Below are 15,332 nucleotides of genomic sequence, written 5' to 3' on the forward strand. Positions count from 1 at the left end.
AAAAGCGGCAATTCTGGAGAAAATTTTGCTATAATCGGCGGCTTCGCTAAAAAGCAGTCGGCGAAGAAAGATCAGGAGAGATGGATGAGTGGTTGAAGTCGCACGCCTGGAAAGCGTGTATAGGTTCATAGCCTATCCGGGGTTCGAATCCCCGTCTCTCCGCCAGAATACACATGCCCGCGTAAGCGGGCATTTTGTTTTGCAGAAAAAGAAACAAGGTATATTGTGGCGCTACCTTCACTGAGCCGGCTCGTTTAAGCATATGGCAAAGATAATTAATAAAAACACCAAAGATATGCTGGCGCTGACACAAGCCCATATTCTGTTATGGGCGGTCACTATCATCGTGATGTTGGAAGACGATGCTGCAATGCTCGCTTTTATTTTTTCTTAAGAGCGATACAATTTCTGAGCATGATTTGATTTTTGTCAGACACAAGCGCTGTACGGATGAAATGTTGAATCAATGCAGCTTGCTTCTCGCTACCTTCAATTCCTGAAACTGTTTAACCGATTCCAGTACTTGAGCCAGCTCATGCTCTGCATCTGACTGGATTAGTTCTATCTCGTCGATATCCAGCGTATCGTCGATTACGACCATCTCCACTCGAAAAATATGGGGATATTTATCGGTGATGCCTTGCAACAGGACATCCAGCTTTTTCCTCGTCCACACTTCCTTGATGCGTGCGGCAAGAAACAATCTGATAATGGTCAGGCTGTTGTCTTCGCTTAGCTCCTGGATGGCCAGCGCCTCACGCTGGAGCCATTCCGGGAATTGATCTGTCGTGATGTAGCACGGGACGGTCAAAACGGAGACATGAAATTGTACGTTCAGGTTATCCATCATTTCCTCCTTGTCACATTACATCGGTGAATCTGTGGAGCCAGCAGTTTGCGCTTACAGTTTATACGCGCATGCGTAATTTGGGGAGGGACAAATGCGTCTGTTTATTTCTTCAGTACGGCAGCAAGTTTCACCATTACCTGTGTCACTTCTTCTTCGGTCGCCAGACCGATACGCGGCCAGTTTTGCAACTTATTGACTTCAGTCGGGTGTCCGGTCAAATGTCTGCATTCATCTAACAGGCTGTTCAACGTTGCCGGCGATATCCCATAGGAAGAAGAGATAGGTTGCACGTTGAACGCGATCTCTGCTTCATTGCCGGGGAACAGTTCGGTGTGGTAGATCGTGACGGTGCCGTTACGCAAAAATCTTGCTCCGTTTTGGTTCGCGAGCGGTCGTGGCATGCCGAATAAGGTTTTCAATGCGGCGAGTGCGTTGTTGTATACGGCGTTTTCCATCTTGTTATCCATTCAAATAGGTTGCAACTGTGTATGGCTGTATTGTATTCCTCATGCCGTACAAGGTTAGGGACAGAAGGACTTATTTACTGATTTTTACCTTTCTTCCCGCGGGATTGCATCTGCGGGGCGTGAATAACTGAAAAATCTCGAATATCGACAGTTTTTGACATCTCGGGTCTCTTTTTGCGCCGAATGAGCATTATTTTTTATAGATGATGCGTGTATTTCTATTTGATTCTTTGATGCTGAAAAGGTTTTCTTGGTCGCTTGCTTGCATGCCCGGCATTTTTCGCTGGATACCTTGACGTTGGCGTCGATTGCAGGCGACATTACGCAATCATTTTTTCTTTCATCTCAATGAACCTCATCAAGCAGACGCTAGGACGTAATGTGTCCTATTCGAATGGAAGCGCGACATATCGTGTTGTTTGCGCCGTTCTTATGCTGGCGACGATATTGTTATCTGGATGTGCGCTGACGACGGAAGAGCGCTTTCTTGCGATGAAGCAGGATGGCGACACACAAGGATTTACGCCAGTACGTTTCGGTGTGGAACCGCCGTTGGTTGGTATGTTGCGCGCGCAGGGGCAATCACAGAATGCTCCCGATAATTTGTGGATTGTGATCGAAGGTGATGGTCGTGCATGGCTGAATATGCGTGAACCGTCATTTGATCCAACACCGGTCGATGCTGCAGGCTGGCGTTTGGCAAAAGGTATTTCCAAAAACACCGTGCTCTATCTTGCACGGCCTTGCCAGTACATTTCTGAAGTTGAACTGAATGCGTGTTCGGTTGATGACTGGACCAGCGCACGTTTTGCCGAGAAGTGGGTAGGACGTTTGAATGCTGCGATCAGTGAAGCCAAGCGCACTACGCGCGCAAAAAATATTGTATTGGCAGGTTATTCAGGCGGTGGTATGTTGGCAGCCTTGATTGCTGCACGACGTGATGATGTTGCTATGCTGATTACCGTTGCGGCACCGCTCGATCATGCTGCGTGGACCACGCATCATCAGGTATCGCCGTTGACTGGCTCGCTCAATGCGCTGGCGGTTCGGGAGAAATTATTTCGTTTGCCGCAGATACACGTAGTAGGGGATGACGATAAAGTCGTTCCACCTGTTTTACTGCAAAACTTCTTGCGTGCTTATCCGGTAGATGCCCCGGCAGAACTTGTGATTCTGCCGGGAGTCGATCACCGTATGCGTACGCCTATCGATTTGAGCCGGATTAGAAGCTCCAGATCGCTTTTGCCGTCAATTGATGGCCGAGATACTTATCCCTGACTTCCATATCGTAGCCAAATGCAATCGTGGTGCCTGTTGCAGTAACTTTGCGATAGCCCAGACCCAGTTGCAGTGCTTCACGTCCTGGTTGTACGCCGTCGATCTTGAAGGCCGGGCCACCGCTGGCGAAGGTCGCTTCGATGGCTGGCGTATCGGCAAATTCATGCAGGTAGCGGGCACGAAGTGTTGCACTGGAAGAAGCGCTCAGCTTGTTGCTGAACTCCACACCCAATACGCTTTGTACTGAATTGGCGCTGCTGCTGGCAATGGTTTGTGCCGATGCGCCACCGGTTTCGGTGTAGCTGCCGTTATCGAGACGACTGACGCGTGCACCCATCAACCAGCGACCGCTCCATGTAGCATCCAATACGAAGGGTAGACCGTATTCGAAGCGTGCACCGATTTGATTGCCGGAGAATTTGCCGCGCAAGATTTCATTAAAGCCTGGAATGCTGACCAGACGTTGTGTGGTGTAGCGGTTGGCAGAAATCGCTAGGCTGGCATCCAGGGTGTAATTGCTTTCGGTACGGCTAAAGTAGCCACCGATATGCAGGGATTTGACATCATTGCTATCGCCTGCACCGCCATCGCGACCATCACTGCCTGCTTGTGTATAGCCACCGGAGATGCCGACCATATCGCTCTTGTTCAGGTCGGTTTCATAACCGGCTGCCAGACCTTGTGCATCCAGATCGAAGCCGTTGGCTCCCTTGCGTGCTTTCTGTGTCGCGATTGATGCCAAGCCTTGCATCCAGAAACGATTGCCCGCTGCATCGCCACCGGCCAGACCGGTTTTGTTCATGGCAACTTGTTCACCACTACGCGCTGCATCCATGCGATTGTCGAAAGCGGAGAACACACTACCTTGCGCCGCCGTTGCCGTGGACTGTGCCGCTGCATTTGTTTCTGGTGCGATCTGTGCTGCCGCGTCGGACAATGCACGTGCATTCGGCAAGGATTGCAGAGTATTCAAAAGCTTGAGGCCTTGTTCCGAATTCGATAAGCCACTTGAAGCCAGCTGGTTCAGCGAATTGGCCAGGCCGCCGAGGTTTTGTGGAATGACATTTACCAAACCGTTCTGGCGATGTGCCACCAGTTGCAGGTCGTTGCCACTGCCTTGCAGGCTATAGGTATAGAAAGCGCCGCTGCCATTGTTGACTTGCAGATTGCCGGTAGTGGCGTTCAGTGTGCCAGCCGATACCAGCGTGTAGCTGGAGCCGTCTGCGACTGAACCTGTGATCAAAGGACGTATCGTTGCACCGTCAGAGAAGGTGGCGTTACCGGTTACGGTAATCTTGTCGCTTACATTGTTGGCACCGATGCGTGCTTCCAGTACACCGCTTGCACCTTGTGCGTAGTTACCAGCGACAGTTACGTTGCGGAAGGCATCGCCGCTGGCTGCTTGCAACGTACCGTTGACGGTCAGGTTGCCGCTTGCAGTGATATTGCCATTGATGCGCAGGTTACCGCCGGCATCGATCTGGATATTGTTGGCGTCGTTCAGCGCATAGTTTAAGGTGGTATTGCCACCGAGGACGGTGATGTTTTGGAAGTTGCTTAACTGTCCGGCATTGAAAGTTTGCGTACCATTGGTTTCCAGCAGGTTAGTGCCGGTACCGCCGTCTATGCTACCGATCACGACACCGCCGAGCAGACGCAAGGTGTCATTGCCGGTACCCATATCGATTGCCAGGCCATTTTTACCTTCGATGCGACCATAGTTGACCAGTACGTCATCGCCCGCACCCATTTGTACTGCTGCACCAGCTACGGTGCTGTTGTTTTCGCCGAGACGCGTTGCATCTGCACCGCCGGTGATGATGCCGCTGGCGCCGTTGATCAGGGTGTCGTTAAAAGTACCAATCAGTCCAACCGCGACTTTCTTGTCGCCGATGATGGTGCCTTCGTTAATGATCTTGACTGCTGCGCCAGTAGCGAGAGCCGTACCGCGTTGAGCTGCGATTGCAGTACCGTCCGCACCGTCGTCTATCAGTATGCCTTTGGACTGACCGTAGATAGTTGCACCTGCATGATTGATGATAGTACCGCCACCAGCTGCGATGCCATCAGCCCCGTTCGGTTGTCCACCGGAATCAAGACCGCCAGCGCCCAAGCCTTGAATGCGGCCGTAGTTTTCTACATAGGCCACACCGTCGATGTCCACGCCATCACCATCGCCATTACTTGTGGTTTGCCCCAAACCAAGATGGTCATACACATTGCCAGCACCTGCATATTTGCCGCTGATTGTGCCGTAGTTGATGACTACGCCGTGTCCGTCAAGACCAACGCCAGAACCATTATTGCCAGTGATCGTTCCACCTGCGTAGTTGATGACGACTGGATTGATGATTGTGATACCTGAAGTGGTTACGCCATTGACAACCTTGTCGAACACAACACCATTCGCGCCAATCGAGGTCACGGTCAAACGATCTACACCGATCAGATTGGCATCTGCGATTGCAGCAACTGGATTGCCGCCATCGATGCCGTGACGCGGGCCGGTGATAGAGCCGTAATTGAGGATAGTGACATTCTTCATCGCATCGTCGATAGACAGGCCATCAGCCGCTTTGGGAGGTGCTGGATTGGCTGTTCCGCAAGCTGTGATGTAGTCGGCGCATTTGGTATTTACCGGGCTGGTGGAATAAATCTTCCCATAGTTTGTGAGCGTGGTATTTGAACCCAGCTTGATTGCAGTCGAGCTGCTTGAAGTGATCGTTGCGCTGGTATTCGTTGCCGAGCCATTGACGATGCGGTTATTGAGTGTTGTGAAATCAACGTTGGTTTTGATCGCATATTGCTTGCCTTCGGTAACCACACCCGATTGCGCAATGGTGCCTTGATTGTTGATGAAGAAACCGTCCGTAGCCTTGTTCACGCGTATCGTTACGTCACTAGCCGAAGTGATCAAGCCGCCAATATTATTGTTAATAGTCAGTGTGGTCGCATTAGCATTGGCATCAATCGCGCGGCCCGATCCTGTCTGGCTGATCGTGCCAGAATTGTTAATGATCGACGTACCTGCATTGACGGTCACTGCAACCGTACTGCCAGAAGTGGTCAGTGTGCCGCCTTGTTCAACGGTGCCGTTCGTACCAGTTAATGTTTTACCTGCAGTATCAGTTACACCATTGGATACGGTGAATTGCTGTGCATAAGCGGGCAAGGCGAAAACGGCTTGAAGCGCTATAACCAAGGGCAGTGGCCGCAGTTGCAGGTGATCGAAACGCATATTGTGTCTCCGAATAAATTGCCGGATTATGCGGAGCGCAAATGACAACTTGATTACCGTTTTATTACCATTTGATGAATTGGCCACATCGCCTTTAAGCCGTCTGGTTATAAGCAAATGAGAATTCCGTCATTATCAAATGGCGGTGCACAAGGTATCCTGATGGCCAAGGTTTGCGGCGCTTTCAGCTATTCGCTATAATGAGAATAATTCTCAAGTAGTTTGCGCTGACGAAAGTCCACCATTGCAGTGTATTCAGGCGGCTCTGTCTGATACCTGTGACAGTTCAGTCCCGACTGGTAAAATACGCGCTCCCTTTTTCCCAGGAAAAGTCAGGAGCGCCTCTTGGTATGCGTTCACAGCTTTGTTCGCCCGCTTGTCCGTGATAACGGCAATTTGATATTTAGGATGTATTGATTTTATGGCTGCTTTTGACACTGTTCGCGTTCTGTCTGTTCATCACTGGAACGACACGCTGTTTTCCTTCACTACAACGCGTGAACCAAGCTTCCGCTTCGAAAGCGGTCACTTCGTCATGATCGGTCTGCCGATCGACGGCAAAAATGTGTTGCGCGCTTACAGTATTGCCAGCCCGGCGTGGGAAGAGCATCTGGAATTCCTGTCGATCAAGGTGCAGAACGGTGCCTTGACCAAACATCTACAGAATTTAAAAGTCGGCGACGAGATGCTGGTTGGCCGCAAGCCAACCGGTACTTTGGTGATTTCCGATCTGTTGCCGGCAAAACGTTTGTTCCTGTTCGGTAGCGGCACAGGCTTGGCACCATTCATGAGCATCATTCGTGACCCGGATACCTACGAGCGTTTCGATCAAGTTGTTTTGGTCCACGGCGTGCGTCTGGTGAGCGAATTGGCTTACCGTGAATACGTCGCCGATGAGTTGCTGCAAATCGAAGGCTTGGGCGAAGAAATCGCTGCCAAGCTCTTGTATTACCCAACCGTGACACGTGAGCCATTTGCCAACGAAGGTCGTATTACGACTGCCATTTCTACCGGCAAGATGTGCATCGACCTCGGCATCGATCCTATGAGTCCATTGACTGACCGCGCGATGATTTGCGGTAGCCCGGATATGTTGAAAGACACCGCAGGCGAACTCGACAAGCTCGGCTTTGAAGTATCGCCGGGCATCGGTCAGCCAGGTGATTACGTGATCGAACGTGCATTTGTTGATCGTGGCTGATGCAATAAAGATTCATGAAATATCGCTTATGCCCTCAATAGGCTAAGCAGAAGAAATGGCGCTGAATGTTGAATGAACATTCAGCGCCATTTTTTTGCGTGTATCAGTCGTACATGGGTGTGGGAATGTGCTTCCATTTCGTTTCTTCTTCACAATTCTTTACCTTATGGAATCAGGGATTGTCTTGATAATCCCCTGCAGACTCGTTATCGTTAGGCACCGTTGTTAGATGCTGTCGTTGATGCGTCAACGATGTCGCCAGCCATTCCATTCTTCCGGATAGCCAGCCAGTTCCGCTAAGGGCTCGCATTGGTTTTGCACTATCCGGGAAACATAGAAATACCCACGTTGTTACACGATTGTTTGCGATTGTCGTCGTGTCATGCAGCTTGCTCCAGATTTGTTCCCGCGTCGTAGTCAGCAAAAATAAGCGGCGCTTTCGCTCTCATTAAAATAATTATTTACACACTGAATGTCTCTGCCCATGAAGTCTTCATCCTTCCTTGCTGGCCTGCGCCAACGTCTCTTCAGTCGTTACTCTTTGATCGCATTGCTGATTGTGCTGGTAGCCGGCCTTAGCTATTGGGGATGGCACAAGTTCTATGGCAAAAAAGATCCGCGTGAGATTTATCAGGTTGCGGAAGTGCAGCGTGGTGATATTCAGGACCTGGTGACGGCGACTGGTACCGTGCAACCGCTCGAGTATGTGGACGTCGGTGCGCAGGTATCGGGGCAATTGAAGAAGTTGTATATCGAAGTTGGCTCGGTTGTGAAAGAAGGCGACTTGCTGGCCGAGATTGATCCGACTGTGTTCCTCGCAACCGTCGATGCACGTCGTGCGGGTTTGCGTAATCAATTGGCGACGATGAAGGACCGTGAATCGCAACTGGCACTGGCGACTTTGCAATACAACCGTCAAAAGAACCTGATGGCAGCCGACGCCACTACGGCCGATTCCTTGCAAACTGCGGAAGCAGCATTGCGTTCGGCGAAGGCGCAAATCGATGCCTTGCAGGCGCAGATCGAACAAACACAATCAACCCTGCGTGCGGATGAAGCCAACCTCAATTACGCAAAAATTTATGCACCCATGGATGGCACGGTTGTATCGCTGACTGCACGCCAGGGCCAGACCCTGAATGCGAACCAGACTGCGCCGACGATTTTGCGGATTGCCGATTTGTCGACGATGACGGTACAGACTCAGGTGTCGGAAGCAGAAGTAGGCAAGCTGCGCAAAGGCATGGAAGTTTATTTCACTACATTGGGCAGCCAGGGACGTCGCTGGTACGGTGCTTTGCGCAAGGTTGAGCCTACGCCTACCGTGACCAATAACGTGGTCTTGTACAACGCCTTGTTTGATGTACCGAATAAAAACCAGGCTTTGATGCCGAGCATGACGACGCAAGTTTTCTTCATTGCGGCAACAGCCAAAGATGCATTGTTGGTGCCGACTGCAGCAGTGAGTACCAGCCGCGGTTCCGGAAATACTGGTGGCCGTCGTGAGCGCGGTGAAGGCGGCGAGCGTAACCCTGCTGAAGCAGCCGAACGTAAACCAGCAGAGCATAAGGACAATGCAGCCAGCGACAAGAAAGCAACGGACACAATTGCGGCACCTGCAGCAGGTGCGGACAAGGCCAAGGCCGGCGCGAACCAGTTTGCGAATATGAGTCAGGAAGAACGTCGTGCTGCCTTTGAAAAAATGTCGCCGGAAGAACGTGAAGTAATGCGCGAGCGTCGTCGTGCGCTGCGTGAAGCAGAAAAACTGGCTGAAACACCGGCGACTGAAACTGCCGCTGCAGCAGTGACTGCGAAAAAAGACGAAGTGAAATCCGCCAAAGGTGAAAAAGCGCCAGCCGGCACGACTATCGCCAAAGGCAATTCGCCGGTGGATACGCCTGCTTCCAGCAGCGGCTTTGCCGAACAAAGTACAACGCGGGCAGCGCGTACCGGCACTGTGAAAGTGATAGGCAAGGACGGCAATATCGAACAACGCAAGGTTGAGCTGGGCGTGACCAATCGCGTGCAGATGCAAGTCTTGAGCGGTCTGGAAGAAGGCGATACGGTCGTACTTGGTATGAAGTTGCCGCCATCGACCAAGCGTTCGGCTGCTGCAACTAACCAGCAAGGCGGTATGCCGCCCGGCATGGGCGGACCATCGGCACGGGGTCGTTAATGAACGAGCAGATGGATATGGACGCCGTCAGCAACGCGACGCGTGCGCCTGACGAGACGCCGCTGATCGAGTTGCGCGGCGTCACCAAGACTTACCGCAATGGCGGGCTGGAAGTCGAGGTGCTGCACGGCATAGACCTGAAAATCTATGAGGGCGAATTCGTCGCCATCATGGGCGCATCCGGCTCGGGTAAATCGACGCTGATGAATATCCTCGGTTGTTTGGACAGACCGACGACCGGCAGCTATCACTTCATGGGACGCGATGTGTCCGGTTTCGACCGCGACGAGCTGGCGATGTTGCGCCGTGATGATTTCGGTTTCGTGTTCCAGAGTTACAACCTGATCGCATCCGCCAGTGCGGTAGAGAACGTCGAAGTGCCGGCCATGTATTCCGGCCTGCCACCGGCCGAACGACATGCGCGAGCGCAAGCCTTGCTGGCGGAACTGGGCCTGGCCGAACGCTCACATCACCGGCCGAATCAATTGTCCGGTGGCCAGCAGCAGCGGGTGTCAATTTCTCGTGCGCTGATGAATGGCGGTCGCATCATCCTGGCCGATGAACCGACCGGTGCGCTGGACAGCAAGAGCGGGCAGGATGTAATGAAGCTGCTGGCGGATTTGTCGGCGCGCGGACATACAGTCTTGCTGATTACGCATGCGAAGGAAGTGGCCGATCATGCGCAGCGCCTGATTGAAATCAAGGACGGACATATCCTGTCCGACCCGGGACCGGCGCAGCAGTCACCGACGCAGGAAGTATTTGTGCGACCGGTGGTGGCCGGTGTTGGTTCGCGTCTGGCCGATATGCTGGAAGCGGCCAAGATGGCGTTGCGTTCACTGCGCGCGAACTTCTTCCGTTCGGTGTTGACCTTGCTGGGTATCGTGATTGGTGTGGCCTCCGTGATTGCAATGCTGGCAATCGGCGACGGTGCCAAGGCGGAAGTGGTGGAGCGTATCAGTGCGATGGGTTCCAACCTGTTGTTGGTGCGTCCGGGTGTGCCGAATCAGCGCGGCTTCAATAGCACCGCGACATTGGTGGTGGATGATGTGCGCGCGATCGATGAATTACCGAATGTGCTGGCCGCAGTGCCGGAGCAAAGCAGTAGCGTCACCTTGCGCTTCGGTACTTCGGATACTTCAACCAGCGTGACGGGTACCTCAGCCAAATTCCCATTGGCGCGGCAATGGCCGGTGGCACAGGGTACTTTCTTCAGCGAAGAAGACGAATCGAATTACGCTGCGGTCGCAGTACTGGGCAAGACCGTCGCCACAGCATTGTTTGGTGAAGACAATCCGATTGGTGAATTTGTCCTGGTGAATAATCTGTTGTTCCAGGTGGTCGGTGTGATGTCGGAACGCGGCGCTTCGCCGATGGGTTCGGATCAGGATGATGTGGTGTTCGTGCCGTACTCAACCAGCAGCCTGCGTTTGTCCGGCCAGCGCTATCTGCGTAACGTCACGGTGGCGGTAGAAAACGTCGATCACATAGATAACACGCAGGAAGAAGTCGACAAATTGCTGCTGGAACGCCACGGTACCGTCGATTACCAGATCCGCAATATGGCTTCCATCATGGAAGCGATGGAGCAGACACAAAATACGCTGACTATCCTGCTTGGTTCGATTGCTGCGATTTCGCTGCTGGTTGGTGGTATCGGCGTGATGAACATCATGCTGGTGTCGGTGACTGAACGTACACGAGAAATTGGTATTCGCATGGCAACTGGTGCACGTGAGGCCAACATCATGCAGCAGTTCCTGATTGAAGCCGTGGTGGTATCCGCAATTGGTGGCGCCATCGGTGTGATTGGTGGATTGGCGACGGCAGCAGTGATTGATGCCTTCGGTACGCCGATTAAATATTCGCCGACACCGGTCTTGCTCGCCTTTGGTTGCGCGTTCATGACGGGATTGGTGTTCGGTTATTTACCAGCTAAAAAAGCAGCGCAACTCGATCCTGTGGTTGCCTTGTCGGCAGAATGAAATGACATCCATGACTACACATTTTATTTTTCGTCGTACCCGTCTCGCGCTTGCTGTTGCAGCGCTGATGACATTGAGCGCGTGTGCCAGCCGTATCGATGCAACGCGGCCGAATCTTGAGTTGCCTGCAACCTGGGCCGAAGCATCACCTGCCGGCATTGAATTGCAGCGCGACTGGTGGCGCGGTTTCGGTTCGGATGAATTGTCTGGCTTGATCGATCAAGCCTTGGCGGCCAATCCGGATTTGAGTATCGCGGCAGAACGCGTGACACAAGCAGAGATTACGGCACGTAGTGCCGGCGCATCTTTGTTCCCATTGTTGACGGTGAGTGCGAATACCAATGTTGGTTCTAACAAGCCGGGACCTGTCAGTACCGGCTGGAACAAAACAGAAGGCTCCGGTGTGGCGCTCAGCATGGCCTACGAGGTCGATGTATGGGGACGTGTCGCGGCGGTTGCCAGTGGTGCCAACGCATCGCTGAATGCCAGTCGCTACGATCTGGAAACCGTCAGGCTGACGCTCACAACCGGCGTTGCGAATGCTTATTTCCAAACACTGGCTTTGCGTGTGCGTTTGCGTGTTGCAGAGAACAATCTGGCGATTGCCGAAAAAGTGTATGCGATAGTCGAGGCGCGTTATCGCTATGGTTCCGCATCCGCGCTGGATATGAGCCGCCAACGCGGCACCGTACTCACGCAACGTAATACCCTGTTGCCTTTGCAAGTACAGGAACGGCAAACCGTAAGTGCCTTGGCAATTTTGCTTGGACGTCAGCCGCAAGCCTTGCAGGTCGCTGAACAAAATTTGACTACGCTCAATGTGCCGGAGGTCAGTCCGGGTTTGCCATCGACATTGATTACACGTCGGCCAGATATAGCGAGTGTGGAAGCGCAACTGTATGCGGCTGATGCCAATGTCGCAGCGGCGCGTGCTGCATTGTTGCCGACTATTTCATTAACAGGTGCTGCTGGTAATTCCAGTGCTGCTTTGCTCGCGCTTGGTAATCCGGCGTATAGCGTGGGCCTTACCGCTTCCATCGTGCAAACTTTATTCGATGGCAATCGCTTGCGCCTGCAAGTGGAAACCAGCGAATCGGTACGTCGTCAATTGATTGAAAATTATCGTCGCACGGTTTATGCATCGTTGAAAGAAGTCGATGATGCGCTCAGCAATGCGGGTCGTAATTTTGCACAGGAACAGGCGCAAATCGAAATCAAGAAAGAAGCAGAGCGCGCATTGAAATTATCCGAGTTGCGTTATCGCGAAGGTGCGGACGATTTGAATACGCTGCTGGATGCGCAGCGTACTTTGTTCACGGCAGACGATACATTGGCACAACTGAGGTTGTTGCGTCTGACCGGCACCACTGATGTATTCAAAGCATTGGGTGGTGGCTGGAGCAGGCCGCAAGTCGAAGCGAAGTAATAAGATGGATGATGGAGAATATCCATCATCCACGGATCAAGCAGATTGCAATGCCGGGCGACGTGACATCCGGTAAATACTTCCCAGCAGCAGCGTGATAGTCAAACTTGGCAAAGCGGAACCGACTACCGGCCATAGAAGTGGGCAGATGTGGAAGGCAGCAATGCCGATCAGCCAGATGGCAACAGGTACGACATTCACACCTTTATCTGTCGCTTGTCCCTTCGCTGCCAATTGCGAAATGACGACGCCGAACAAAGGCACGAAGACCGAGCTGAGCAAGAGCAGGAAAGGTTCCAATCCGTGCATAGGCAGGAAGAGTGCACAGCCGGTGGCAACCAAGGCGAGTGTAATGCCCCAGAAACGTATCGTGAATTTTCCATTCAGGAAGTTGAGCGAGACTGAACCGGAATACACATCGCCGTAAGCATTATCCATCTCATCAATCAGAATCAGACCAAGCGCAATCAAGCCACCTTGTGCCAGCAATAAAGTGGTCATCAGATCGGCACCAGGATTGGATGTGCTGACGATCAAGACGCCTAAGGCGTGACACCAGATATTTGCCACAGCAAAGCCCAGCCATGTACCGCGGAAGGTGCTGGCGCCAGCTTTGCCATAACGGGCAAAATCAGCGACCAAGGGCAGCCACGACACCGGCATCGCCATCACCAGATCGATTCCGGCCAGCGTACTCATAGAACCGTCACCGGATCTGTTCCAGATTGCATCCAGACCTTGTACTTGCGCTTTCAAGACAAATTGATAGGTCAGCCAGATCAGCGAAAGAATAACCAAAGGCAAACCGAAGCGACCGACAAACCAGCGCACCAAACCTATCATCGAACCGGTTGCAAGGCCAACTAGCAGCAGACCCCAGAACAGCGCCGTGACATACGGCAACCAGATTGCGTCTATACCTGTGATGTCCTTGATCAAGGCAGTCGTACCATCGCGCATGACGACTAGTTCAAACGCGCTCCAGCCTATCAATTGAACGACGTTCAAAATCACCGGCAGTTTGGCGAACGATGTACCCAGGGTTTGGCACATCAATACCGGACTGGACAGGCCGCGTTCAAATCCTATGTAGGCAACCAGGCCGAGCAGAGCTGCACCGAGCAGCGAGCCGACGATAATGGCGAACAATGCTGTCTGCGTACCGAGAGCGGTGCCGAGAAATGCACCGATCTGCATAACGAGCAAGCCGACGCCGAGACTGAACCACAGTGCAGCGTGATCGCGGAAGGAAAAAACTCTGTCAGCCGCAGGAATAGGTGTGAAGGCGGCATTGCTTGCTGCCGTAGGTGCGTTTGGTAAAGCCATCATCGTCTTTCAAAATAGATGGCAGGTAAGCGGATTCGATGCCGGTGTACGGCGATGGATTGTGTGCTTTCCTGCGCGAGAATTATCTCAATCAGGTTCAACGGGTATCTCTCACCCACGCATCAAATGCGCAGGACCCCGAGCCAAGAAGGTCAAACTGGGCGCTACTTTGAGCCAAAAACGGCGGATAGGCAAGTTGTATGTAGCGGGAAAGCGGCTAGGCAGAAGGCGTAGCGGGTAGTTGAATGCAGAAATTGCAGAAGAAAGTGTCGGGCCGCACGATAAAACAGGGAGGGGGAGCGGCCCGACGAAAACACATAAATACTGTATGTATGAACAGTATGCTATCACAGATCAGGAATGTCACAAGTTATTCATCGACAGGCGATATACTTAAGTTGACGCACTGCAATGTTGCAGCGCTTAGCCTCCTTGACTGTTTAATATGCCCGCTTCTCGCCGTAATTTCCGCATCGGATTAGCCACTAGCCGTACTCACCAAGACGCCCGCGACTCCGCACTGGCCCTCTTACTCAATGGTAGCCGCGTTGCGATTGAAGAGCATTTGCAACCTGAATTGATCGTGGTCGGGCGCACGCTGGATGCCATGGATCATCTCGGTTTGTTGAAAGATTATCCGCGTATCGAACGTTTCCCTTACGGTCGGCATGGCGGTTTGATGAAGCTGGTTTCGCGCGTGGTGGATAGTGATCCAGAGCGTCGATTGGATGCTGTCATTTACTTGATGGATCCGGTCGATCCTTCGTCGACATTCCCGGAAGCAGTCGCTTTGAAGCGGCAATGCGTGATTCATGGCAAACCGTTTTTATCGACGCTGGCTGGTGCACGTGAATGGCTGGAGCTGGAATCGATCGCGATTGGCGCAGCGCCAAATCACGAGCTGGATGCTACGTTCGATTTGAAGAATGAAGGCATTGCGATGATTGCCCACGATGCGATGAAAGATCGCATGCTGGACATTGCAGAGCGTCATTTTGCGCTATTGGATCAATTTGGATTCCGCTGTGCGACTGGCACGACGGGGAGTTTGCTGAACAAGCTCGCACAGAAAATCAAAGGCGAAGAAGCCGGCCGCAATTGGGTCCAACCTTATCTGAGCGGCCCGATGGGTGGTGATGCGCAGATCGCAGAATTGATACTGGATAGGCAGCAGTGTCGTCGTGTTTTGTTTTTGGAAGATCCGCATGTCGCGCGTCAACACGAAGCGGATATCCAGTTGCTGGAACGTGCGGCGCGCACGGTGACGGATTATGCGCTGTGTATCAGTAACGAGAAATGCGGAGAGCGGTGGCTGGATTTGCTGGAGCAGCGCGTCAGTTTGTGCAGAAGTTAAGTGGGTATTTAAAAACTGACCGATAGCAAAA

Annotated in this window: 11 protein-coding genes, 1 tRNA gene and 1 riboswitch; of the genes, 8 read left to right on the forward strand and 4 right to left on the reverse strand. The window is 52.5% G+C overall.

All coding sequences use genetic code 11. The annotated features are described in order from the left end of the window. Positions 1 to 74 precede the first annotated feature (74 nt). Positions 75 to 165, forward strand: a tRNA-Ser gene (locus tag AC07N2_RS10535). Positions 166 to 262: 97 nt separating this feature from the next. Next, positions 263 to 394, forward strand: coding sequence for a hypothetical protein (locus AC07N2_RS10540; protein WP_494778243.1), 132 nt, complete (start codon positions 263 to 265; stop codon positions 392 to 394). Positions 395 to 463: 69 nt separating this feature from the next. Here AC07N2_RS10540 and AC07N2_RS10545 read toward each other — a convergent pair whose 3' ends face one another. Both AC07N2_RS10545 and AC07N2_RS10550 read right to left on the reverse strand, forming a co-directional pair. Next, entirely contained in the window at positions 464 to 850 is a 387-nt protein-coding gene (locus tag AC07N2_RS10545) for a hypothetical protein (protein ID WP_494778244.1), read from the reverse strand. A gap of 101 nt (positions 851 to 951) precedes the next feature. After that, a complete protein-coding gene (locus AC07N2_RS10550; RefSeq protein WP_494778245.1) occupies positions 952 to 1,305 on the reverse strand; it encodes a hypothetical protein in 354 nt (117 codons plus the stop codon). Positions 1,306 to 1,665: 360 nt separating this feature from the next. On the opposite strand from AC07N2_RS10550, the gene AC07N2_RS10555 reads away from it, so the two are divergent. After that, a complete protein-coding gene (locus tag AC07N2_RS10555) occupies positions 1,666 to 2,595 on the forward strand; it encodes a hypothetical protein (RefSeq protein ID WP_494778246.1) in 930 nt (309 codons plus the stop codon). On the opposite strand, the gene AC07N2_RS10560 is transcribed toward AC07N2_RS10555, so the two are convergent. Continuing rightward, positions 2,540 to 5,833, reverse strand: a complete 3,294-nt coding sequence (locus AC07N2_RS10560; protein WP_494778247.1) for an autotransporter outer membrane beta-barrel domain-containing protein — start codon at positions 5,831 to 5,833, stop codon at positions 2,540 to 2,542. The genes AC07N2_RS10555 and AC07N2_RS10560 overlap by 56 nt on opposite strands. Before the next feature lie 421 nt (positions 5,834 to 6,254). Between AC07N2_RS10560 and AC07N2_RS10565 the strand changes: the two genes are divergently transcribed. From AC07N2_RS10565 to AC07N2_RS10580, 4 genes are all read left to right on the forward strand, one after another. Then, the gene (locus AC07N2_RS10565) at positions 6,255 to 7,034 is read left to right on the forward strand and encodes a ferredoxin--NADP reductase (protein ID WP_076591949.1); all 780 of its coding nucleotides are present in this window, start codon (positions 6,255 to 6,257) and stop codon (positions 7,032 to 7,034) included. A gap of 484 nt (positions 7,035 to 7,518) precedes the next feature. Further along, positions 7,519 to 9,210, forward strand: coding sequence for an efflux RND transporter periplasmic adaptor subunit (locus AC07N2_RS10570; protein WP_494778248.1), 1,692 nt, complete (start codon positions 7,519 to 7,521; stop codon positions 9,208 to 9,210). Continuing rightward, positions 9,210 to 11,195 carry a MacB family efflux pump subunit gene (locus AC07N2_RS10575; protein ID WP_494778249.1) on the forward strand — a complete coding sequence of 662 codons (1,986 nt, stop codon included), beginning with the start codon at positions 9,210 to 9,212 and terminating at the stop codon, positions 11,193 to 11,195. The genes AC07N2_RS10570 and AC07N2_RS10575 overlap by 1 nt, the downstream gene beginning before the upstream one ends. 10 nt (positions 11,196 to 11,205) lie before the next feature. Next, on the forward strand, positions 11,206 to 12,621 hold the full coding sequence (locus AC07N2_RS10580) for an efflux transporter outer membrane subunit (protein ID WP_494778250.1): 1,416 nt from the start codon (positions 11,206 to 11,208) through the stop codon (positions 12,619 to 12,621). Between the two features lie 36 nt (positions 12,622 to 12,657). Here AC07N2_RS10580 and AC07N2_RS10585 read toward each other — a convergent pair whose 3' ends face one another. Further along, complete coding sequence (locus tag AC07N2_RS10585) at positions 12,658 to 13,947, reverse strand: purine-cytosine permease family protein (protein ID WP_494779240.1); 1,290 nt, start codon at positions 13,945 to 13,947, stop codon at positions 12,658 to 12,660. Positions 13,948 to 13,998: 51 nt separating this feature from the next. Next, a riboswitch (TPP riboswitch) is annotated at positions 13,999 to 14,098 on the reverse strand. A gap of 294 nt (positions 14,099 to 14,392) precedes the next feature. On the opposite strand from AC07N2_RS10585, the gene AC07N2_RS10590 reads away from it, so the two are divergent. Further along, positions 14,393 to 15,301, forward strand: coding sequence for a methylglyoxal synthase (locus AC07N2_RS10590; protein ID WP_494778251.1), 909 nt, complete (start codon positions 14,393 to 14,395; stop codon positions 15,299 to 15,301). Positions 15,302 to 15,332: the final 31 nt, after the last annotated feature.

The sequence above is a fragment of the Herminiimonas sp. GW821-FHT09C12 genome (assembly GCF_059416385.1).

Coding starts and splice junctions, on each gene's coding strand:
- AC07N2_RS10565 (WP_076591949.1), top strand. CDS start 6,255: ATGGCTGCTTTTGACACTGTTCGCGTTCTGTCTGTTCATCACTGGAAC.
- AC07N2_RS10570 (WP_494778248.1), top strand. CDS start 7,519: ATGAAGTCTTCATCCTTCCTTGCTGGCCTGCGCCAACGTCTCTTCAGT.
- AC07N2_RS10540 (WP_494778243.1), top strand. CDS start 263: ATGGCAAAGATAATTAATAAAAACACCAAAGATATGCTGGCGCTGACA.
- AC07N2_RS10580 (WP_494778250.1), top strand. CDS start 11,206: ATGACTACACATTTTATTTTTCGTCGTACCCGTCTCGCGCTTGCTGTT.
- AC07N2_RS10590 (WP_494778251.1), top strand. CDS start 14,393: ATGCCCGCTTCTCGCCGTAATTTCCGCATCGGATTAGCCACTAGCCGT.
- AC07N2_RS10545 (WP_494778244.1), bottom strand. CDS start 850: ATGATGGATAACCTGAACGTACAATTTCATGTCTCCGTTTTGACCGTC.
- AC07N2_RS10555 (WP_494778246.1), top strand. CDS start 1,666: ATGAACCTCATCAAGCAGACGCTAGGACGTAATGTGTCCTATTCGAAT.
- AC07N2_RS10575 (WP_494778249.1), top strand. CDS start 9,210: ATGAACGAGCAGATGGATATGGACGCCGTCAGCAACGCGACGCGTGCG.
- AC07N2_RS10560 (WP_494778247.1), bottom strand. CDS start 5,833: ATGCGTTTCGATCACCTGCAACTGCGGCCACTGCCCTTGGTTATAGCG.
- AC07N2_RS10585 (WP_494779240.1), bottom strand. CDS start 13,947: ATGGCTTTACCAAACGCACCTACGGCAGCAAGCAATGCCGCCTTCACA.
- AC07N2_RS10550 (WP_494778245.1), bottom strand. CDS start 1,305: ATGGAAAACGCCGTATACAACAACGCACTCGCCGCATTGAAAACCTTA.